The 20,329-nt window shown below is 68.1% G+C and carries 17 protein-coding genes; 4 read left to right on the top strand and 13 right to left on the bottom strand.

The genetic code is table 11. From position 1 onward, the window contains the following. Positions 1-4: 4 nt before the first annotated feature. The 6 genes from G539_RS0121240 to G539_RS25720 form a co-directional block, all read right to left on the bottom strand. Positions 5-1,378, bottom strand: a complete 1,374-nt coding sequence (locus G539_RS0121240; RefSeq protein ID WP_029076991.1) for a dihydroorotase — start codon at positions 1,376-1,378, stop codon at positions 5-7. A 514-nt stretch (positions 1,379-1,892) separates the two neighbouring features. After that, positions 1,893-2,651 carry an ABC transporter permease gene (locus G539_RS0121235; RefSeq protein WP_029076990.1) on the bottom strand — a complete coding sequence of 253 codons (759 nt, stop codon included), beginning with the start codon at positions 2,649-2,651 and terminating at the stop codon, positions 1,893-1,895. Continuing rightward, complete coding sequence (locus G539_RS0121230) at positions 2,648-3,586, bottom strand: ABC transporter ATP-binding protein (protein ID WP_029076989.1); 939 nt, start codon at positions 3,584-3,586, stop codon at positions 2,648-2,650. Before G539_RS0121230 ends, G539_RS0121235 begins: the two co-directional genes overlap by 4 nt. Then, complete coding sequence (locus tag G539_RS0121225; protein WP_156912092.1) at positions 3,583-4,773, bottom strand: ABC transporter permease; 1,191 nt, start codon at positions 4,771-4,773, stop codon at positions 3,583-3,585. Before G539_RS0121225 ends, G539_RS0121230 begins: the two co-directional genes overlap by 4 nt. 213 nt (positions 4,774-4,986) lie before the next feature. Continuing rightward, on the bottom strand, positions 4,987-5,898 hold the full coding sequence (gene osmF / locus G539_RS0121220) for a glycine betaine ABC transporter substrate-binding protein OsmF (protein WP_029076987.1): 912 nt from the start codon (positions 5,896-5,898) through the stop codon (positions 4,987-4,989). 60 nt (positions 5,899-5,958) lie between these two features. After that, positions 5,959-7,527: an aromatic amino acid lyase gene (locus G539_RS25720; protein WP_051231884.1), complete on the bottom strand. Its 1,569-nt coding sequence runs from the start codon at positions 7,525-7,527 to the stop codon at positions 5,959-5,961. 187 nt (positions 7,528-7,714) lie between these two features. On the opposite strand from G539_RS25720, the gene G539_RS0121205 reads away from it, so the two are divergent. The 4 genes from G539_RS0121205 to G539_RS0121190 all read left to right on the top strand — a co-directional run bounded on the left by G539_RS0121205 (position 7,715) and on the right by G539_RS0121190 (position 10,744). Beyond that, positions 7,715-9,100 carry a leucyl aminopeptidase family protein gene (locus tag G539_RS0121205; RefSeq protein ID WP_084640216.1) on the top strand — a complete coding sequence of 462 codons (1,386 nt, stop codon included), beginning with the start codon at positions 7,715-7,717 and terminating at the stop codon, positions 9,098-9,100. A gap of 88 nt (positions 9,101-9,188) precedes the next feature. After that, positions 9,189-9,539, top strand: coding sequence for a MarR family winged helix-turn-helix transcriptional regulator (locus tag G539_RS0121200; protein WP_029076985.1), 351 nt, complete (start codon positions 9,189-9,191; stop codon positions 9,537-9,539). Then, complete coding sequence (locus tag G539_RS0121195; RefSeq protein ID WP_029076984.1) at positions 9,536-10,399, top strand: C40 family peptidase; 864 nt, start codon at positions 9,536-9,538, stop codon at positions 10,397-10,399. Before G539_RS0121200 ends, G539_RS0121195 begins: the two co-directional genes overlap by 4 nt. Positions 10,400-10,555: 156 nt before the next feature. Further along, positions 10,556-10,744: a hypothetical protein gene (locus G539_RS0121190; protein ID WP_156912091.1), complete on the top strand. Its 189-nt coding sequence runs from the start codon at positions 10,556-10,558 to the stop codon at positions 10,742-10,744. A gap of 3 nt (positions 10,745-10,747) precedes the next feature. Here the strand turns inward: G539_RS0121190 and G539_RS0121185 are convergent, their stop codons facing one another. The 7 genes from G539_RS0121185 to G539_RS0121155 all read right to left on the bottom strand — a co-directional run bounded on the left by G539_RS0121185 (position 10,748) and on the right by G539_RS0121155 (position 20,326). After that, positions 10,748-11,707, bottom strand: a complete 960-nt coding sequence (locus tag G539_RS0121185) for a 2-hydroxyacid dehydrogenase (protein WP_029076982.1) — start codon at positions 11,705-11,707, stop codon at positions 10,748-10,750. Further along, a complete protein-coding gene (locus G539_RS0121180; RefSeq protein ID WP_084640162.1) occupies positions 11,704-13,368 on the bottom strand; it encodes an ABC transporter ATP-binding protein in 1,665 nt (554 codons plus the stop codon). The genes G539_RS0121185 and G539_RS0121180 overlap by 4 nt, the downstream gene beginning before the upstream one ends. Position 13,369: 1 nt before the next feature. Beyond that, positions 13,370-14,518: an ABC transporter permease gene (locus G539_RS0121175; RefSeq protein WP_029076980.1), complete on the bottom strand. Its 1,149-nt coding sequence runs from the start codon at positions 14,516-14,518 to the stop codon at positions 13,370-13,372. Beyond that, positions 14,511-15,623: a microcin C ABC transporter permease YejB gene (locus G539_RS0121170; protein ID WP_029076979.1), complete on the bottom strand. Its 1,113-nt coding sequence runs from the start codon at positions 15,621-15,623 to the stop codon at positions 14,511-14,513. Before G539_RS0121170 ends, G539_RS0121175 begins: the two co-directional genes overlap by 8 nt. An 8-nt stretch (positions 15,624-15,631) precedes the next feature. Next, positions 15,632-17,545 carry an extracellular solute-binding protein gene (locus G539_RS0121165; RefSeq protein ID WP_342665081.1) on the bottom strand — a complete coding sequence of 638 codons (1,914 nt, stop codon included), beginning with the start codon at positions 17,543-17,545 and terminating at the stop codon, positions 15,632-15,634. Then, positions 17,542-19,425 (bottom strand): extracellular solute-binding protein, encoded by a 1,884-nt coding sequence (locus G539_RS0121160; protein WP_084640160.1) that lies wholly within the window; start codon positions 19,423-19,425, stop codon positions 17,542-17,544. Before G539_RS0121160 ends, G539_RS0121165 begins: the two co-directional genes overlap by 4 nt. 148 nt (positions 19,426-19,573) lie before the next feature. Then, positions 19,574-20,326, bottom strand: a complete 753-nt coding sequence (locus G539_RS0121155; RefSeq protein WP_029076976.1) for a c-type cytochrome — start codon at positions 20,324-20,326, stop codon at positions 19,574-19,576. Positions 20,327-20,329: the final 3 nt, after the last annotated feature.

The raw sequence follows: 20,329 nt of genomic DNA, 5'->3' as shown, positions 1-20,329 counted from the left end.
CGGTTCAGCGTCCGATCGGCAGGGTGACCGGCGGCCGGACGAAGCGGCCCGATCCCGGCTCGGCCAGCACGTGTCGTCCGTCGAAGGCCTTGATCCCGCGCAGGAACGTTCTGCTCACGCGCCAGGGGAGCGTCATGCCGTTATAGGGGCTCCAACCCACGACATTATGCCCACTTGCCGCTGCGTCATAGAGGAGCGGCTCCGGCGTCAGTACGACGATGTCGGCGTCCTTGCCGACCTCGAGCGCGCCCTTCTCGTGGTCGATGCGGAAATGCCTGGCCGGGTTTGCCGCCATCAGGCGCGCGGCGGCGGTGAGCGGGATGCCGCGCTCCAGCGCGCCCTTGACGAACAGCGGCACCATCACCTCGAGCCCCGGCACGCCCGAGGCATTGTCGAGCATGGCGGGCCTGGTCTTGCGGTCCTCCGACCAGGAGACATGGTCGGTCGAGACGAGGGTGACATGGCCGAGCGCGACCTGGCGCCAGAGCGCCTCGACCTCCGCGCGCGAGCGAATCGGCGGGTTTATCTTCGCCTTGCCGCCGAGACGGCGGACGTCGTTCTCCTCGTCGAGCGTCAGGTAGTGGATGCAGACCTCGACGGTCGTCGCGAAGCCCTCGGCGCGGTAGCGCGCCGCGAGCTCGGCCCCGCGCGCCAGCGACGAATGCACGACATGCGCGGGGCAGCCGGTGAGCGCGCCGGTCTCGTAGATTTCGACATCGGCGAGCAGCTCGGTCAGCGGTGGCCGCGACAGGCCATGCGCGCGCCAGTCGGTGACGCCGGAGGCGCGGAGGCGGACCATATGGGCGTCGACCGCTTCGTGGATCTCGTTGTGCACGCCGGCCGTGAGCCCGGTCGGTGCGATTGCGGCGAAGCAGTCGGCGAGCAGGGCCGGCGCGATGCGGGGAAAGCGCTTCGGATCCGTGCCGAAGGTCGAGAACTTGAACGCCGCGACGCCGGCCGCGACCATTTCGGCGATGCGTGCCGGGCCTTCCTCGGGATCGATGGTGCCGTAGAGCGCGAAGTCGACGCGCGCCTGCGGGCCGGCATGGGCCACCTTTCTCGCGACCGCCTCGGCGGAGCAGACGAGGTTGCCCTCGTCATAGGGCATGTCGACGATGGTGGTGACGCCGCCGGCGGCGGCCGAGCGGGTCGACCAGACGAAATCCTCCTGGTCCCTCTGGCTCAGCGAATGCACCTGCGCGTCGATCGCGCCGGGCAGGATCAGCGCCTCGCCCAGAAGGTGCCGCTCGCGCGCCGCCGGCGCCACACCCTGGCCGACGAGCGCGATCTTGCCGTCGCGCGCGGCGACGAAGCCGCCGGCAAGGACGCGGTCGGCGGTGACGACGGTGCCGGAGAGAACGAGGTCGAAATCGCTCATGGCGTCACCCGGGGGCTATATCGAGACGAGCGCGTGCTTCGAGACGCGGCCGTCGGCCGCTCCTCAGCATGTTGAGGTTTGTGTTTTCTGACTTCGCAAGGCCGATATGGATCCCCGCTCTCAACATCCTGAGGAGCGCCCGAAGGGCCGTCTCGAAGGACGCACGGCGCTTCCCATGCACCCGTCGCCCCGGCGAAGGCCGGGGCCCATGAACACCGTCCGAGGTGGTTGGCTTCCGGCCGATGGATCCCGGCCTTCGCCGGGATGACGGATTGTGCGTTTGGAATGGCCCTCACCCCAACCTTCTCCCGCGGGCGGGAGAGGGAGTTTGCTCCGGCTCCTTCACCTCTCCCATGGGGAGAGGTCGGAGCGAAGCTCCGGGTGAGGGGGTAGGGAACTCTCCGGTGAGGCCACAACCCCTCACCCGCCGGCCTGCGGCCGTCGACCTCTCCCCATGGGAGAGGGGAAGGGACGGCGCCTGAGACCTCCAGGGATGACGGTTCGGCGAACGAAGTCATCCCGCCACCTCCGCCAGCCGGCCGGTGCGCTTGGCGATGCGGTTCTCGAGGATGGACAGCGCGTCGTAGAGCAGCACGGCGAGCAGCGCGACGATGATGCCGCCCTGCAGGATGAAGGCGGTGTTGGAGGTCAGCAGCCCGGCGATGATCACCTCGCCAAGGCCCTTGGCCGCCACCGTCGAGCCGATCGTCGCCGTGCCCATGTTGATGACGACCGAGAGGCGGATGCCGGCGAGGATGACGGGCAGCGCCAGCGGCAGCTCGACGCGAAAGAGCTGCTGCTGCGGCGACAGGCCCATGCCGCGCGCCGCCTCGACGACGTTTTCCGGCACTTCCTTCAAACCGGTGATCGTGTTCTCGAAGATCGGCAGCAGTCCGTAGAGCACGAGCGCGATCAGGGTCGGCTTCAATCCGAAGCCAACGACCGGCACGGCGAGCGCCAGCACGGCGACCGGCGGAAAGGTCTGGCCGATATTGACGAGGCTCCTCGACAGCGGCAGGAACTCCGCCCCCATCGGTCGGGTCACGAACACGCCCATGACGAGCGCCAGCGCCGTGCCGATGACGCTCGCCACAGCGACGAGGCCGAGATGGGCGAGCGTCAGGCTGAGCAGGCTCGACTGCGTATAGATCGCCGGTGCGTTGTTCTCGGTGAACGGTTTCAGGATCGGCTCGAACCAGTCCGGCCGCAGCACGAGCGCCAGCAGCAGGGCGAGCGCCGAGAGCCGCGCCGCCGGGCCGATGAGGCGGCTCACGCCGCCCCTCCCGCATGGGCGACGAGGTTGCTGAGCGAGATCTTTCCGCGCGTGCTGCCGTCGGCGGCGGTGACGGGCAGTGCGTCGCGCCGGTGCCAGAGCAGCTCGGACAGCGCGTCGCGGAGCGTCGCCGTCTCGAGGATGGGCGGCCCCTCGGCCGTGCCCGGCTCGACGATGGACGAGACCGGCGCCAGCGACAGCAGCCGGAACGGCCGGTCGGCGCCGTCGACCAGCTTTGCGACGAAGCCGGGCGCGGGCTTGGCGAGGATCTCGGCCGGCGGCGCGTATTGCAGCAGCTTGCCGCCGTCCATCACGGCGATCCGGTCGCCGAGATGGATCGCCTCCTCCATGTCGTGCGTGACGAGGACGACGGTGATGCCGAGCCGCCGCTGCACGGCGAGCAGGTCCTCCTGCGCCTTGGCGCGGATGATCGGGTCGAGCGCGCCGAACGGTTCGTCCATCAGCAAGAGGCCGGGCTCGGCCGCGAGCGCGCGGGCCACGCCGACGCGCTGCTGCTCGCCGCCCGAGAGCTGATGCGGGAATTTTTCCCGGAAATCCTCCGGCTTCATGCTGAAGAGCGCGAGAAGCTCGTCGACGCGCCGGGCGATCTTCGCGGAATCCCAGCCGAGCAGGGTCGGCACGGTGGCGATGTTGCGGGCGACCGTCCAGTGCGGGAACAGGCCGTTGCCCTGGATGACATAGCCGATGCCGCGCCGCAGTTCCTCGCCGGAGACGGCGGTCGTGTCCTTGCCGTCGATGGTGATCGTGCCGGAAGTCGGCTCGATCAGCCGGTTGATCATCCGGAGCGTCGTCGACTTGCCGGAGCCCGACGTGCCGACGATTACCGTGATGGTGCCGCGCTCGACGGCGAACGAGACGTCGTCGACGGCGAGCTGCTCGCCGAAGCGGCGGCTGACATGGTCGAGTTCGATCAAAGCCGGCGCCTTTCGGTAAGTTCGATGACGGCGTCGAGGAGGACGGCTGCGGTGAAGGCGAGCGCGATGGTCGGCACCGCGCCGAGCAGGACGAGGTCGGTCGCCGCCTGGCCGATGCCCTGGAAGACGAAGGTGCCGAAGCCGCCGCCGCCGATCAGCGCGGCGATGGTGACGAGGCCGATATTCTGCACCAGCACGATGCGGATGCCGGTCAGGATGACGGGCAGCGCCAGCGGCAGCTCGACCTGCATCAGGCGCTGGTGCTTGGTCATGCCCATGCCCTCGGCTGCCTCGACCACCGAGCGCCGCACCTCGGCGAGGCCGACCACGGTGTTGGCGACGACGGGAAGCAGCGAATAGAGGAACAGCGCGATCAGCGCCGGCGCCGTGCCGATGCCGCGGATGCCGAGCTGGGCCGCGATCGGGAACGAGGCGGCGAACAGGCCGAGCGGCACGATCATCAGCCCGTACATCGCCATCGACGGCACGGTCTGGATGATGTTGAGGACCGGCAGCGTGACGCCGCGCAAGGTCGCGTGGCGGTGGCAGGCGATGCCGAGCGGCAGGCCGACGACGATCGCCGCGGCGAGCGAGGCGACGGCGAGCAGGATGTGCTGCCGTCCCTCGCGCCAGAACTTGTCGGCGTTGGTGGCGTATTCCTTCAGGATCGACAGCCCGTCCCAATGGCCGGAGCCGAGGATCAGCGCCGTGGCGGCGATGGCCGCCGCCAGCAGGAGCAGCCGGGCGAGGGGGCCGAGCTTCAGCTTGGCGATGGCGTCGGTGGTCAGCACCGCGAAGGCGAGCGCCATCAGCCAGAAGCCGGCGCCCGGCGAGACGCGGGCGAAGCTGTTGTCCGGCGGCACCACATGCGCCGGCACCAGGCCGATCAGCAGCGCGAGCATGAGCAGCGAGACGATTCCGGTGGCGAGCCGCAGCCGCGCGCCGGTGCGCAGCACGGCGAGGATGGTGGCGAGCGACAGGATGCCGATGCCGATCGCCGCCCAGAACGTCGGCAGCGCCGAGCCGAGGCCGAGCCCCTGGCCGGAGACCAGCCGGTTCGGCTTCAGCGTCGCGAAGGGCTGCCAGTCCATGCCGACGATGGCGATCAGCGCCACCACGACCCCGACCCGGTCGAGGCGGGCGGAGAGGGGGACCGGGGCAGCGGCGGTCTGGCTGGCGTCCGTCAAGCCGGTTGATCCCTTCTTTGGCAGGAGCCGGGGCCGCGTGGCGCGCCATCCGGGCGGTCCGGCGCGAACTCGGAGCTTAGGACGAAATTCCCCTGCCGCAAGGTGATATTGGCTAACGGGAGGTTAACGCATGGCTGCGTCGTTAACCCGGTGCGGCGACGCTGCGCCGCCGCGCCGGTTTCACGTGAAGCATGGCCGGCGGAAGGCGGCGTTCTACTTCAGGAAGCCCTTTTGGGTCAGCCAGCTCTTGGCGACCTCCTTGGCCGGCTCGCCGCCGACCTGGATGCGGCCGTTCAGGTCCTGCAGCGTCTTCAGATCAAGCTCAGCGAACACCGGCTGCAGCACCTCGGCTATCTTGGGGAACTTCTTCAACACCGCCTCGCGGACGATCGGCGCGGGCGCATAGACCGGCTGCACGGCCTTGTCGTCGTCGAGCACGACGAGGCCGGCGGCCGAGATCGCGCCGTCCGTGCCATACACCATGGCGGCGTTGACGCCGTCGGTCTGCTCCGCCGCCGCCTTGATCGTCGCGGCGGTGTCGCCGCCCGAGAGCACCAGCAGCTGCTCCGGCTTCAGCGTGAAGCCATAGGCGGTCTGGAAGGCCGGCAGCGCCGCGGCGGAGTTGACGAACTCGGCCGAGCCGGCCAGCTTCACCGTGCCGCCATCCGTCACCCACTTGCCGAAATCGGTGAGCGATTTCAGCTTGTTGGCTTCGGCCGCCTCGCCACGCAGGGCGATCGCCCAGGTGTTGTTGGCGGGCGAGGGTGCCAGCCAGACGATCTTGTTGGCGTCGTAGTCGAGCTTCTTCGCTTCCTCGTATCCCTTGGCCGCGTCCTTCCAGAGCGGATCGTCGGCCTTGTTGAAGAAGAAGGCGGCGTTGCCGGTATATTCGGGATAGATGTCGACCTCGCCGGCCGTGATCGCCTTGCGCACCACCGGCGTGCCGCCGAGCGAGATCCGGTCCTCGACGGAGATGCCGTTCGCCGCGAGCACCTGCGCGATGACGTTGCCGAGCAGCGTTCCCTCGGTGTCGATCTTCGAGGAGACGACGACATCGGCCGCCTGCGCGGCGCCGACGGATGCGAGGATCGTGGCCGCGGCCACGATGGTCTTCAAGGCTTTCATGGCTGAATTCCTCTTCAGTCGCTGGTTCAGGTCCCGATTGTTCTTAGGGTGACGCAAACGTCAACGCGAGAAAATGAGTTCGTCCGTGGTGATGGATTCGTAGAAATTCCTGACCGTTTCCAGGAGCGCCGGCTGGAAAAGGTTGCGCTCGATGGTTTCGATGTCGAGCGACAGCGCCCGGTCCTTGTCGAGGAAGGTGACTTCCGAGCGCACGCAGGCGTGCACGATGGCGACCAGCCCCGTCGGCTTCAACCCCTGCATGTCGAGCCCCTGCGCCGCCAGCAGCGCCTCGATCGCCGTCATCATCTTCAGCGCCGCGACCTGCCGGTTCAGCCGTTCGACGATCAAGGGCGCGAACATCGCCTCGTCCTCCATGCCGCCGGCGATCAGCAGCGGCATGGCGGAAACGGGCGCGAGCTCGCCCATGACGCGGCTGGCGAGATCGCCGGCGAGCTTCACCAGCGGGCCGAATCCGGTGGCGTCGGTCTCCTCCGAGACGAGGTTGGTGGGCAGCACGCCGCGGCCGCCATTGGCGATCAGCACGATGCGGTTCAAGATGTTGCGGGCGAGATGGGCGAGGCCCGGCCCGACCGATTGCAAGGTGAGCGCGAGCTCGAGCGGCAGCGAGCCGCCGGAGGTCATCGGGATGCCCTCGATGACGACCGGATTGTCGTCGGGCCGCGCCGTTGCCGCCTCGACCGCCGCGGCCGCGAAGGCGACGACGCCGGCCGAGGCGCCGAAGATCTGCGCCATCATGCGGATCGAGAGCGGGTCGTGCAGATGCGTCGCGGGAGTCCAGGGGAAGGCCTCGGCCACGGCCGTGAGCACGGTGCCGGCGGCTGCCTCGCGCGGGGAGCCGATCTTCATGGCGACGCGCCACGGTTCCGGCGACGCGCGCAGCGCGGCGGCCGCGCTCGATCCCGTGGCCATGGCGACGCGCACCATCTGCGCCGCCTCGATCAGCGTGGCGCCGGCGCTCGCCACCGTCAGCGCGTTGGTGCTGACGGCCGAGAGCGCGTCCTTGAGGCGGAAGACATGCGGCGTCAGCCCGGCCTCGCGCAGCGCTTCCTCTGCCGGCTTGAGCACGCCGCGGTGGAAGACCTGGCCCTCGCCGGCGAGGGCCGTCGCCACCTGGCTCATCAGGCCGATATCGGCGGCGCCGATCGAGCCGAGCCGGCGGACCACCGGCACGATGTCGGCGTCGAGCGCGGCCACATAGGCGCGGATCAGCTCGGGACTGCAGCCGACCAGGCCGGAAAGCGCGGTGTTGACGCGGATGGCGATGCCGGCGCGGACGATTTCCGGCGCCAGCGGCTCGCCGACGCCGAAATGATGCGCGCGCACGAGGTCGGTGCGGTCCGCAGCGGAGGCCAGCGCCACCGCGCGGTCCTTGATCGCGCCGACGCCGGTCGTCACGCCATAGAGCGGGCGGCCGCCCTCGACGGCGCCGCGTACCGCCTCATAGGCCTCGCCGACATGGACGAGGCAGGCCTCGCAGGGGGTGACGTGCAGCAGGCCGCGGCCGATCAGCGACAGCGTCGACAGGCGGAGGGCGGATCCGTTCAGCACCGCCGTGTCGCGCTGCGACCCGGCAGCATCTCCCGGCAGGATTTCGGCGGCAGGCGGCATGATGACCCTGGGCTGGGGTAGATGCTCCAGCTTAGCTCAAAAATGTGGCATCGCATCCCCGTTCAGGCGCGTGCCATCGCGCGGGCGAGGTCGCCCCGGACGTCGGTCGCCATGGAATTGATCCCGGCGAGGCGCGGGGCCATGATCGTGGACCCACTCGAATCGAGTTCCGAGGACCAACACCGTGATCGACAGCCTGATCGACAGTTCCGATGTCGCCATCCCGATTAATGCCGTCGATCCGGACGGCCTGGAGAAGCTGCTCGATTCCCTCGGCGAGACCGAGGCCGCCTGGGCGCGCTCGACCGGCTTCGACGCGGCCGCCGGCGCCGTCACGATCATCGCCGACGCGAAGGGCGTGATCGGCCGGGTGCTGTTCGGGCTTGGCCGCGCCAATGGCCGCCGCGCCGCGCTGATCACCGGCAAGTTGCCGGCGATCCTGCCGCAGGGCGACTACCAGTTCGTCACGGACCTGCCGGATCCCGCGCTCGGCGCGCTGGGCTGGGCGCTCGGCAATTATCGCTTCGAGCGCTACAAGACCAACCCGTCGCCGGTTCCCAGGCTGGTCGTTCCGGCCGGCGTCGATGCGCCGCGCGCGCGCAGCATGGCGCGGGCGATCTACATGGTGCGCGATCTCGTCAACACGCCGGCGAACGATCTCGGCCCGGCGGAAATCTCGGAAGCCATCCACACGCTCGGCGCGCGCTTCGGCGCGACGGTCAGCGAGATCGTCGGGCGCGATCTCCTCTCCGCCAGCCTGCCGATGATCCATGCTGTCGGCCGCGCCGCCGACGTTGATCGCGCGCCTCGCCTCGTCGATCTGGTCTGGGGCGACCCCGCCCATCCCAAGGTGACGCTGGTCGGCAAGGGCGTCACCTTCGATACGGGCGGCCTCGACATCAAGCCTTCGAGCAGCATGCTGCTGATGAAGAAGGACATGGGCGGCGCCGCCAATCTCATGGGGCTCGCCCACATGATCATGGAGGCGAAGCTGCCCGTGCGGCTGCGCCTGCTCGTGCCCACCGTCGAGAACGCCATTGCCGGCTCTGCCTTCCGGCCGGGCGATGTCCTGCGCTCGCGGGCCGGCGTCACGGTCGAGATCGGCAACACCGATGCCGAGGGGCGCTTGATCCTCGCCGACGCGCTGGCGCTGGCGGCGGAGGAGAATCCGGCCCTGCTCGTCGATCTCGCGACGCTGACCGGCGCCGCCCGCGTGGCGCTCGGCCCGGAGATCCCGGCCGTCTTCACCCATGACGAGGGCCTCGCCGCCGATCTCGCCCGCCATGCCGAGGAGCGCGCCGACCCGCTCTGGCGGCTGCCGCTCTGGGCGCCCTATGAATCGATGATCGATTCCAAGATCGCCGACATCAACAATGCCGGCACCGGAGGCTTCGCGGGCTCGATCACGGCGGCGCTGTTCCTCGATCGTTTCGTGCCGAAATCGATCCCCTGGATCCATGGCGACATCTATGCCTGGAACCCCTCCGGCAAGCCGGGCCGGCCGGAAGGCGGCGAGGCGCAGACCATCCGCGCCCTGTTCGCGCTGATCCAGGAGCGATTCGGCGCGGTGTGAGCCCGTTTCGGCCGATCGGCCCTTGCGGCGGGCTCGGCGCGGCGGTTAAATAAAACGGCTCCGAAACGATTAGGTCGAGGAACCGTTTATGCCCGCCGAACTGCGGCCGACCCAGGCGCTGCGCCTCTGGCATGACGTCACGCTCGATCTCGTGCGCGACGGCGAGCACGACCTGTCGGCGCGCCAGATGGCGGTGCTGCTCACGGTCTATCTGGAAATGCCGCCGCACACCGTGCGCGGCCTCGCCGCCAAGCTCGGCGTGACCAAGCCGGCGATCACACGCGCGCTCGACACGATGGGTCGGCTCGGCCTCGTCAGCCGTCACCGCGATCCCAAGGATCGCCGCAATGTGGTGGTGCAAAGGACCGTCGCCGGCGCGCTCGCCGTCGAGCGCCTGGGCGACGTCGTCATCGCCCGCCACAGGGAGCTGCCGCTGTGACGCTGGATCCACGCCTCAACGCCTTCCGCCCCGACCTCGCCGATGCGCGGCTCGCGGGCCAGGTACAGGCGGCGCGCTTCGTCGCCGGCGAGCGGCAGCGGATCGTGGCGCCGGTGGCGGCCGTTCGTCATGCCCCGCGTGCCGACGCGGCGATCGACAGCGAGGTGCTGCTGGGCGAGACGGTCCGCGTGTTCGAGGCGACCGCCGAGGGCTGGTGCTGGGTGCAGCTCGAGGCGGACGGTTATGTCGGCTTCGTCGCGGCCGAGGCGGTCGGTCCGCTCGACGGGGAGCCGATGCACCAGGTGACGGCGCTACGCACCTTCGTCTATCCAGCGGCCGACATGAAGCTGCCGCCCATCGCCACCCTGTCGTTCGGCAGTCGACTGGCGCTCGGTGACAAGGCCGAGACGCGCGGAACGCTCTATTTCCAGCTGGCGGACCGCAGCGGCGCCGTCGTCGCCCGCCATGTCGCGCCACTGGATGCGCCGCCGCAGGCCGATTTCGTCGCGGTCGCCGAACGCTTCCTGGAAACGCCCTATCTCTGGGGCGGCCGCTCGGCCTTCGGCATCGACTGTTCGGGGTTGGTGCAGCTTTCGCTCGCGACCGCCGGCATTCCGGTTCCGCGCGATACCGACCAGCAGGAGCGGGCGATCGGCACGTCCGTCGCAGACGGCATCAAGGGCAAGCTCCGGCGCGGCGACCTGCTGTTCTGGAAGGGGCATGTCGGCATTCTGTGCGACGCGGCGACGCTCCTGCATGCGAGCGGCTACCACATGGCGGTGGTTTCCGAGCCCCTCTCCGAAGCCCTGGATCGCTACGGCCGCTCGGGTCTCGACGTGACGGCCGTACGCCGGCCCTAGAGAAACGCTCCAGCCTCCCGGGGGCGTCTACTTCATTTGGGGTATGTCGGCTTCCGTCGTCCTGTCTAGTCTGCGGAGCGTAGAGGCAGTGCCTTCGTTCGATTGGAGCCAATTTCGCGCCCATCGGCGGAGAAATCGGCAAGGATGGGGGCGGTAATGCAGGAAACAGCCCGGTACATCGAAGACCTATCAGAGCAGCTGAGCGACCTCGCCGAGCAGTGCGAGTTCCATGATCTCGCCTTTCTGCTGAAGATGGCGTCGGAAGAGGCGCGGGACGCCGCTAGGGCGCATGCGCCACCGACCGTGCATCTCGAATGCTCGGTCACGTATCTGCCGTCGCCATAGCGCTCAGTATCCGCGGGAAACGTCGACCAGGTTGGGCAATGCCTCGCCGGCCTCGAAGGCGAGGATCTGGCGGTGGATGCCGTTCGCCAGCACGCTCGCCTCGCTGGAGGCCGCGACATGCGGCGTCACGACGACGCGTGGATGATCCCAGAACGGGCTGTCGGCGGAAAGCGGCTCGGGATCGAACACGTCGAGGCTGGCGCCGATCAGGCGACCGTCGTCGAGCGCCGCGAGGATGTCGGCGTCGACCTGCAGGCCGCCGCGCCCGGCATTGATGACGACCGGGCCGCCCAGCGCGCCGTCCTTGGCAAGACGATCGAACACGGAAGCATTCAGGATGCCCCGCGTGTCGGGCGTCAGCGGCACCAGGGCGACCAGGATGTCGGTGCGACCGAGGAAGGCGGTGAGTCCGTCCTCGCCATGGAAGGTCTCGATCCCCGGGATCTGCTTCGGCGAGCGGCTCCAGCCGGCAACCTGGAAGCCGAGCCGGGCGAGCACCTCGGCCGCGTCGCGGCCGAGCTCGCCGAGACCCATGATGCCGACGCGCACGTCATGGGCGACCGGCTGGCGCAGTTCGTGCCAGACATGGGTCGCCTGCTGGCGCGCATAGGCGAGGTGCTGGCGGTGATGCAGCAGCACCTGCAGCGTCACCCATTCGGTCATCCGGGTGGTGAGGTCCGGGTCGACGACGCGGACGATCGGCACGTCGGGCAGCGCCGCGTTGCCGACGACATGGTCGACGCCGGCGCCGAGCGAGAACACCGCCTTCAGGTTCGGCAGATCCGCGAACGCCTCCGCCGGCGGCCGCCAGGCGAGCACATAATGGATCGCGGCGCGGTCCGGTACATCGGGCCAGATCGCCAGCGGCCGCTCCGGTTCCGCGGCGAAGGGCACGGCCCAGGGCTCCGGCGCCCAATTGCCGGAAGCAATCAGGACGCCAGGCAGAACAGACGTGTCGGTCATTGCGAAACGATACCTTCGGGGGCCGTCTCGATCGAGAAGGCGGCTGCGATGAGGGCGCGGGTGTAGTCGGTCTCCGGCGCCGTGAAGATCTTTTCGGACGTGCCGCGCTCGACCACCTTGCCGCCGCGCATGACGATCACCTCGTTGGCGAGCGCGCGAACGACCTTTAGATCGTGGCTGATGAAGAGGTAGGCGAGGCCGTGCCGCTGCTGCAGGTCGCGCAGGAGGTCGACCACCTGCGCCTGCACCGACATGTCGAGCGCCGAGGTCGGTTCGTCGAGCATGACGAATTGCGGCTGCAGCACCATGGCGCGGGCGATCGCGATGCGCTGGCGCTGGCCGCCGGAGAATTCGTGCGGATAGCGGTGCCGCGTCGCCGGGTCGAGGCCGACTTCCTCGAGCCCCTGCGCGACGCGCTTCTCGCGTTCGGCGAAGGAAAGCTGCGGCTCGTGCACGCGCAGGCCCTCGGCGATGATCTCGCCGACCGACATGCGCGGGCTCAGCGAGCCGAACGGATCCTGGAAGACGATCTGCATGTGGCGGCGCAGCGGCCGCATCGCCTGGAAGCCGCGGCCGTCGATGCGCTCGCCCTTGAAGTCGATCGCTCCCTTGGAGCCGATCAGGCGCATGATGGCGAGGCCAAGCGTCGTCTTGCCGGAGCCGGATTCGCCGACGACGCCGAGCGTCTGCCCGCGCCGCACGGCGACGTCGATGCCGTCCACCGCCTTGACGTGGTCGACGGTCCGGCGCATCAGCCCGCGCTTGATCGGGAACCAGACCTTGAGGTCCTCGGTCTTGACGATGACGGGCGCCGTCTCGTCGGCCGGCGGCGGCGCGCCCTTCGGCTCGGCGGCGAGCAGGTGCCTGGTGTAGCTGTGCTGCGGGTGGTCGAAGATGGCCTTGGTCGGACCCTGCTCGACGATCTTGCCCTTGGTCATCACGCAGACCCGGTCGGCGATCTTGCGCACGATGCCGAGGTCGTGGGTGATGAACAGCATCGCCATGCCGGTGCGCTGCTGGATCTCCTTCAGGAGCTTCAGGATCTGCGCCTGCACGGTGACATCGAGCGCCGTGGTCGGCTCGTCGGCGATCAAGAGGTCCGGCTCGTTGGCGAGCGCCATGGCGATCATGACGCGCTGGCGCTGGCCGCCGGAAAGCTGGTGCGGATAGGCGGTGAGGCGCTTCTCCGCGTCGCGGATGCCGACTTCGGCGAGCAGCTCGAGGATGCGCTTCTCGGCCGCCTTGCCGGAGAGGCCGCGATGGATCTTCAGGATCTCGCCGATCTGCTGCTCGATCGTGTGCAGCGGATTGAGCGAGCTCATCGGCTCCTGGAAGATCATCGTCACGTCGTTGCCGCGCACCTTGCGCAGTTCGCGGTCGCTGACCTTCAGCAGGTCCTTGCCGTCGAGCAGGATTCGGCCGGTCGGGTGCTCGGCCGAGGGGTAGGGCAGGAGCTTCAGCACGGAGAGCGCCGTGACCGACTTGCCCGAGCCGGATTCGCCGACGAGGGCGACGGTCTCGCCGCGCCCGACGGAAAACGAGATCCGGTCGACGGCGACGGTGCGGTTCTCGCCCTGCAGGAAGTGGACGGACAGGTCGTCGACGGCGAGCAGCGGCTTCGCGGTCGGTTCGGCGGTCATGGTCTCAGTCTGGTCCGTCATGTCAGCCGAACGTCTTTCTGGGGTCGAAGGCGTCGCGCACCGCCTCGCCGATGAAGACGAGCAGGCTCAGGATCACCGAGATGACGACGAAGCCGGTCAGGCCCAGCCAGGGTGCCTGGAGGTTGTTCTTGCCCTGCGCCAGGAGTTCGCCGAGCGACGGCGAGCCGGGCGGCAGGCCGAAGCCGAGGAAATCGAGCGAGGTCAGCGTCGTGATCGAGCCGTTCAGGATGAAGGGCAGGAAGGTTAGCGTCGCCACCATGGCGTTGGGCAGCACGTGGCGGACGATGATGGTGCGGTTCCTGACGCCGAGCGCCCGCGCCGCGCGCACATATTCGAAGTTTCGGGCCCTGAGGAATTCGGCGCGCACCAGGCCGACCAGCCGGACCCAGGAGAAGAGCAGCAGGATGCCGAGCAGCACCCAGAAGCTCGGCACCAGGATCGAGGCCATGATCAGCAGGATGTAGAGCTCGGGCAGCGAGGTCCAGATGTCGATGAAGCGCTGGAAGATCAGGTCGAGCCAGCCGCCGAAATAGCCCTGAACGGCGCCGGCGAGGATGCCGACCGCCGAGGAGACGATGGTCAGCACCAGGCCAAAGAGGACCGAGAGGCGCACGCCGTACAGCAGGCGCGCGACCACGTCGCGGCCCTGGTCGTCGGTGCCCATCCAGTTGAAATTGCCGAGCGTGCAGTTCGGGTCTTCGTCGCCGAGCGGATAGGCGCGGCAGCGCTCCTCCTTCGGGATCATCCACCAAGGCGGCGCCGGCGCCGGCGTCGCCATCTCGTTGTTGACCGTATCGAACGAGTAGCGGATCGGCGGCCAGATCATCCAGCCATTGGCGTTGATCTCTTCCTGGATGAAGGGGTCGCGGAAATTGGTGGTCGCGAGGAAGCCGCCGAACTTCTCTTCCGGATAGTCGTTGAAGACCGGCAGCAGCAATTCGCCCTTGTAGGAGGCGACCAGCGGCCGGTCATTGGCGATGAAGTTGGAGCCGAGCGTCAGGGCGAACAGCGCCAGGAAGATCCAGAGCGACCAGTAACCGCGCTTGTGGGCGCGGAAATTTCGCCAGCGGCGCAGGTTCAGCGGCGAGAGCCAGGGGCGGCGCGGCTCGACGGTGGGGGCGTGGGCTGCGATATCGGTCACGTCAGACATCCCGCCGTTCGAAATCGATGCGCGGATCGATCCAGGTGTAGGTCAGGTCGGAGAGCAGGCCGATCACGAGGCCCATCAGCGAGAAGATGAACAGCGTCGCGAACACGACCGGATAGTCGCGGCCGACGACGGATTCGAAGCCGAGCAGGCCGAGCCCGTCGAGCGAGAAGATCGTTTCGATCAACAGCGAGCCGGCGAAGAAGGCCGAGATGAAGGCGCCGGGGAAGCCGGCGATGACGATCAGCATCGCGTTGCGGAACACGTGGCCATAGAGCACCTTGCGCTCCGACAGGCCCTTCGCCCTCGCCGTGACGACGTATTGCTTGCGGATCTCGTCGAGGAACGAGTTCTTGGTCAGAAGCGTCGTCGTCGCGAAGGCCGAGAGTGACATGGCGGTGATCGGCAGAGCGATGTGCCAGAAATAGTCGACGATCTTGCCGCCGAGCGACAGGCTGGAGAAATTGTCGGAGGTCAGCCCGCGCAAGGGGAACCAGTCGAAGAAGCTGCCGCCGGCGAACAGGACGACCAGCAGGATGGCGAACAGGAAGCCGGGGATCGCGTAGCCGACCACGATTACCGCCGAAGTCCAGATGTCGAAGCGGGCGCCGTCGCGCACGGCCTTGGCGACGCCGAGCGGAATCGAGATTCCGTAGGAGATCAGCGTCATCCAGAGCCCGAGCGAGATCGAGACCGGCATCTTCTCCTTGATCAGCTCGATGACGCTGATGTCGCGGAAATAGCTCTGGCCGAAATCGAAGCGCATGTAGTTCCAGAGCATCAGGCCGAAGCGCTCGAGCGGCGGCTTGTCGAAGCCGAACTGCTTTTCGAGCTTGGCGATGAACTCCGGGTCGAGCCCCTGCGCGCCGCGATATTTCGACGAGACCGGAGCACTTCCGAGTGTTCGGTCGGTGCCGCCCATGCCGGCATCGGCGCCGCCACCGCCGCCGATGCGGCTGGTCGCGGAGACGTCGTTGCCCTGCAACTGGGCGATGACGCGCTCGACGGGCCCGCCGGGCGCGAACTGCACGATGATGAAGCTGATCGCCATGATGCCGAAGATCGTCGGGATCATCAGCAGGATGCGTCGGAGGATATAGGCTGCCATCTCTTTCCCTAGCCGGCCTTGCCGATGGCGGCGGCGCGCGCGGCGTCCTGCCACCAGGTCATTTCCGGCGCGAAGCCGTAGTCAGGTTTGGTCTCCGGCCAGCCGAACTTGTCCCAGACCGCGACGCGGTGCGCCTCGGAAAGCCAGGCCGGAAACCAGATATGAAGGGATCGGAGCACGCGGTCGAGGCTGCGCATGACCGTGACCAGCTCGGCCCGGCTCTGCACATTGGCGGCCCTGGCGATCAGCGCGTCGACGACGGGGTTCTTCAGGCCGGCGAGGTTGGAGCCGCTCGGAATATCGGCCGCGGCCGAGCCGAAGATCTGCTCGATGCCGTCGAGCGGCGTCGCGTCGAACATGATGCGCGAGGCCATGATGTCGTAGTCGAAGTCGTTCTTGCGGCTCTGGTACTGCGCGGCGTCGACCAGCCGCATCGAGGCGTTGATGCCGATCGCCTTCAGATTGGCGATCAGCGGCGACAGCACGCGCTCGAAGGCCTGCGACTGGATCAGGAACTCGATCGTCAGCCGCTCGCCGCCCGCATTGACCAGGTCGTTGCCCTGGCGCTGCCAGCCCGCTTCGGCGAGCAGCGTCGTCGCCTGGCGCAGCAGCTTGCGGTCGCGACCGCTGCCATCGGCCTCCGGCGGCATCACCGCTTCGCCGAACGCCTCTGCGGGAAGCTGGTCGCGATAGGGCTCGAGCAGCGCCAGCTCGTCGGCGGCGGGAAGGCCACTCGCGGCGAAATCGGAGAACTGGAAGAACGAGGTCGCGCGCACATAGAGGCCGAAGAACAGGTTCTTGTTGGTCCAGGGATAGTCGAGCGCCATGCCGATCGCCTGGCGGGTGCGCGGATCGGCGAACTTGGCGCGGCGCAGGTTGAAGAACCAGCCATACATGTCCGGCCGCCGCTCGGCCGCGAAGGAGGGCTTGATCACCCGGCCGTCGCGCGCGGCGGGGAAGTCGTAGGCCGTCGCCCACATCTTGGAGGAGACTTCCTCGCGGAAGGTGAGCTCGCCCTTGGCGAAGGCCTGAAACTGCACGTCGTCGTCCTGGTAGAACTCGACGCGGATGCGGTCGAAATTGGCGGTGCCGACCGCGACCGGCAGGTCCTTGGCCCAGTAGTCCTCGACGCGCTCATATTCGATCGAACGGCCGGCGTTGACGTGGCCGACCTTGTAGGGGCCGGAGCCGAGCGGTGGTTCGAGCGTCGAGGCTTCGAAATCGCGGCCGGCGTAATAGGCCTTGGAGAAGATCGGCAGCGACGCGGCCACGAGGAGCGGCACCTTGCGGTTCTGCTTGCCGGAATAGGTCACGGTGACGGCGTGCGGCCCGTCCGCGACGACGGAGGTCATGTCCCGCAGCGGCTGCGAGATGTCCGGATGGCCCTTTTCCTTCAGGGTCTCGAAGGAGAAGACGACGTCCTCGGCGGTGAGTTGCGAGCCGTCGTGGAAGAGCGCCGAAGGCCGGAGCTGGAAGCGATAGCGGTTGCCGTCTTCCGACACGGTGACGGTTTCGGCGACGAGGCCGTAGACCGAATCCGGCTCGTCCGCCGCGCCTGTCATCAGCGTGCTGAAAGTCAGCTCGATGCGCGGCGGCGCGTCGCCGCGGAAGGTGAACCCGTTCAGCGTGTTGAAGGTGTAGGCGTTCTGGTTGTAGTACCAGCTTGGTGCCGAGAAGACGAAGCTGCCGCCCTTCGGCGCGGCCGGGTTCAGATAGGCGAAATGCTTGAAATCCGGACCGTATTTGAGGTCGCCGAACACCGAGAGCCCATGGCGCGGCTCGTCGCCGCCGGTCTCTTCGGCAGCCATCGCTGAAGGACCCGTCCCGACCAGCGGCAGCATCGCACCCGCCGCCGCACCCTTCATCAGGGCGCGACGCGTCAGGACCAGGCAATGGGGCGAGCGGGTAGCCGCGCCGCTCAAGGCTTGGCCCCCAGGGCCTTTTCCTTCGCCGGTTCGACCCACCAGGATTCGGTGTCGATGCCGACATATTCGGGCTGCTTCTCGGGAATGCCGAACTTGTTCCAGTAGGCGACGTTGATCGTGTCGCTGAACCATTGCGGCACGACGTAGTAGTTCCACAGCAGTACCCGGTCGAGCGCGTGGGTAGCGGCGACCAGTTCCTCGCGATCCCCAGCGAACACCACGCGGTCGATCAGCGTGTCGACGGCCGGATTCTTGATGCCCATCAGGTTGCGGCTGCCGGGCGTGTCGGCCGCGGCCGATCCCCACATCTCGCGCTGCTCGTTGCCGGGCGACTGCGACTGGGCGATCACCGTCGAGACGACGTCGAAGTCGAAATCGTTCACGCGCGCCACATATTGCGCCGTATCGACGACACGCAGTCGCGCGTCGATGCCGATGCGCTTCAGGTTCTGGATATAGGGGGCGACGACGCGCTCGAAGGAGGGGTCGCTCTCCAGGAACTCCATGGTGAAGGGCTCGCCGGTCTTGGCGTTCACCAGCTTGTTGCCCTTCAGCTCCCATCCGGCTTCCTGCATCAGCGCCAGCGCCTTGCGGAGGTTGTCGCGGAACGCCTGCGGGTTGCCGTTGACGGGCAGCTTGAATTCCTCGGTGAACACCTCGGGCGGCACCTGGTCGCGCACGGTCTCGAGGATTTCCAGTTCCTTGCCCTCGGGCAGGCCGCTGGAGGCGAGGTCGATGCCGGCGTAGTAGCTCTGGATGCGCTTGTACTTGTCGAAGAACAGCGTGCGGTTCATCGTCTCGAAGTCGAAGACATAGTTCAGCGCCTCGCGGACGCGCGGATCCCTGAACTTGTCGCGGCGCTGGTTGAGCACATAGCCCTGCATGCGGCCGGCGGCGGCATAGGGGAAGGAGTGCTGGATGACCTTGCCGCTCTTCACGGCGTCGAAATCATACTCCGTCATCCAGCGGCCGATGCGGTTCTCCAGCCGGTAGTCGTCGAGGCCGCCCTTCTTGAAGGCTTCCCAGGCCGAGTTCGGATCGCGGTAGTAGTCGACCTTGATGCGATCGAAATTGTGCCGGCCGACCTGGGTCGGCAGGTCCTTGGCCCAATAGTCGGGCACGCGTGACCAGATGATCTGGCGGCCGGGGCTGATCGATTCGACCTTGTAGGGACCGGAGCCGAGCGGAATCTCGAGCGTCGATTTCGAGATGTCGCGCTTCTTGCCGCTCGCATCGGTGCCTTCCCACCAGTGCTTCGGCAGCACGGCGAGGTCGCCCATGATGTTCGGCAGTTCGCGATTGCCCGGCTTGTCGAAGGTGAAGGTCACCTCGCGCTCGCCCGTCGCCTCGGCCTTGGCGACGTTGGCGTAGTACTTGTTGTACATCGGGCTCTGCGCCTTCAGCGTCTCGAACGACCAGAGCACATCCTCCGGCGTGATCGGCTTGCCGTCATGCCAGCGCGCGGCGGGGTTCAGCCGGAACTTCACCCAGGCGAAGTCCTCCGGATAGCTGATCGCCTCGGCGATGAGGCCGTAATTCGTGCCGGCCTGCTCCGTCGCCTGCTCCATCAGCGTGCCGTAGAGCAGGCCGCCGCCGAATGCCGCGAAGCCCGAGGCCGGGGTGCCCTGCACGATATAGGGATTGAGGCTGTCGAAGGTGCCGACGGCGGCGCTGTTCAGCGTGCCGCCCTTCGGCGCATCGGGGTTCACATAGTCGTAGTGCTTGAAGCCGTCCGGGTATTTCGGCTCGCCGATCAGCGAGGTGGCGTGCCGCCACGGTGCCGCGTCGGGGGCCGTCGTCGGCTCGCTCGCCATCGCGTCGGTCGCGGCGGCGAGCGCGAGCGACAGGCTGAGCAGGGCGGCGGCGGCGAGCTTCATGGACGCGATTCTCCGGCTGGGAATTCACATTACTAAGGCGGATTGCACGCAGGGCAACTCCCGCGTGATCCGCGGCAACCGACATCGCAACGAAAAAAGGCCGGAGAATGATCTCCGGCCTTTCTGAATTGTCGCAGTTTTGCGCGGCTCAGGGCGTAGCGGGCTGCTGGGCCGGGGCTTCCGGAGCCGGCGTCGCCGGAGCGGCGGGCGCCTCGGGGGCAGCGGGAGCGGCCTCGGTCGCGGCGGGCGCCGGAGCCGCCTCGGGTGCTGCGGGAGCCGGAGCTGCCTCGGCAGCCGGAGCGGCGGGGGCCTCGCCGGCGGCGGGTGCGGCCTCGGCGGGCGCGGCGGCCTCCGGTGCGGGCAGCGGAACCGGGCTGTGCGACAGCGTGCGCAGATAGGCGATCAGGTTGGCGCGATCCTCGGACTTCGAGATACCGGCGAAGCCCATGGCCGTGCCCGGCATGTCGGTCTTCGGGTTCTTCAGGAAGGTGTAGAGGTGCTCGTAGGTCCACTTCTTGCCGTCGGCATGCGCGGTCTGCATCACGCCGGAATACTTGAAGCCTTCGGCCGAGCCGATCGGACGGTCGATGATGTTGTAGAGGTCCGGACCGACCTTCGAGCCGGCGCCCTCGACGAAATTGTGGCAGGCGGCGCACTTCTTGGCGACGGCCTCGCCGGCATCGACCTTGGCGCTGGCGAGCAGGACGGCGATCGGCGTCTCCGCGGCGGCGGCGGCACCGCCTTCGCCACCGGCCGGCGCCTCGGCCACCTCGATGATGAAGCCCGGCTTCTCCGGCACCGCCGGAGCATAGATCTCGCCGGCGAAGATGCTCAGCGACATCACGACCAGGAGCGTGAACAAGACCGCGCCGAGAATCTTGTTAAGTTCGAATGAATCCATCGG

The sequence above is a fragment of the Kaistia adipata DSM 17808 genome (assembly GCF_000423225.1).
GTDB lineage: Bacteria > Pseudomonadota > Alphaproteobacteria > Rhizobiales > Kaistiaceae > Kaistia > Kaistia adipata.
This window is presented reverse-complemented; position numbering and strand designations above follow the sequence as displayed.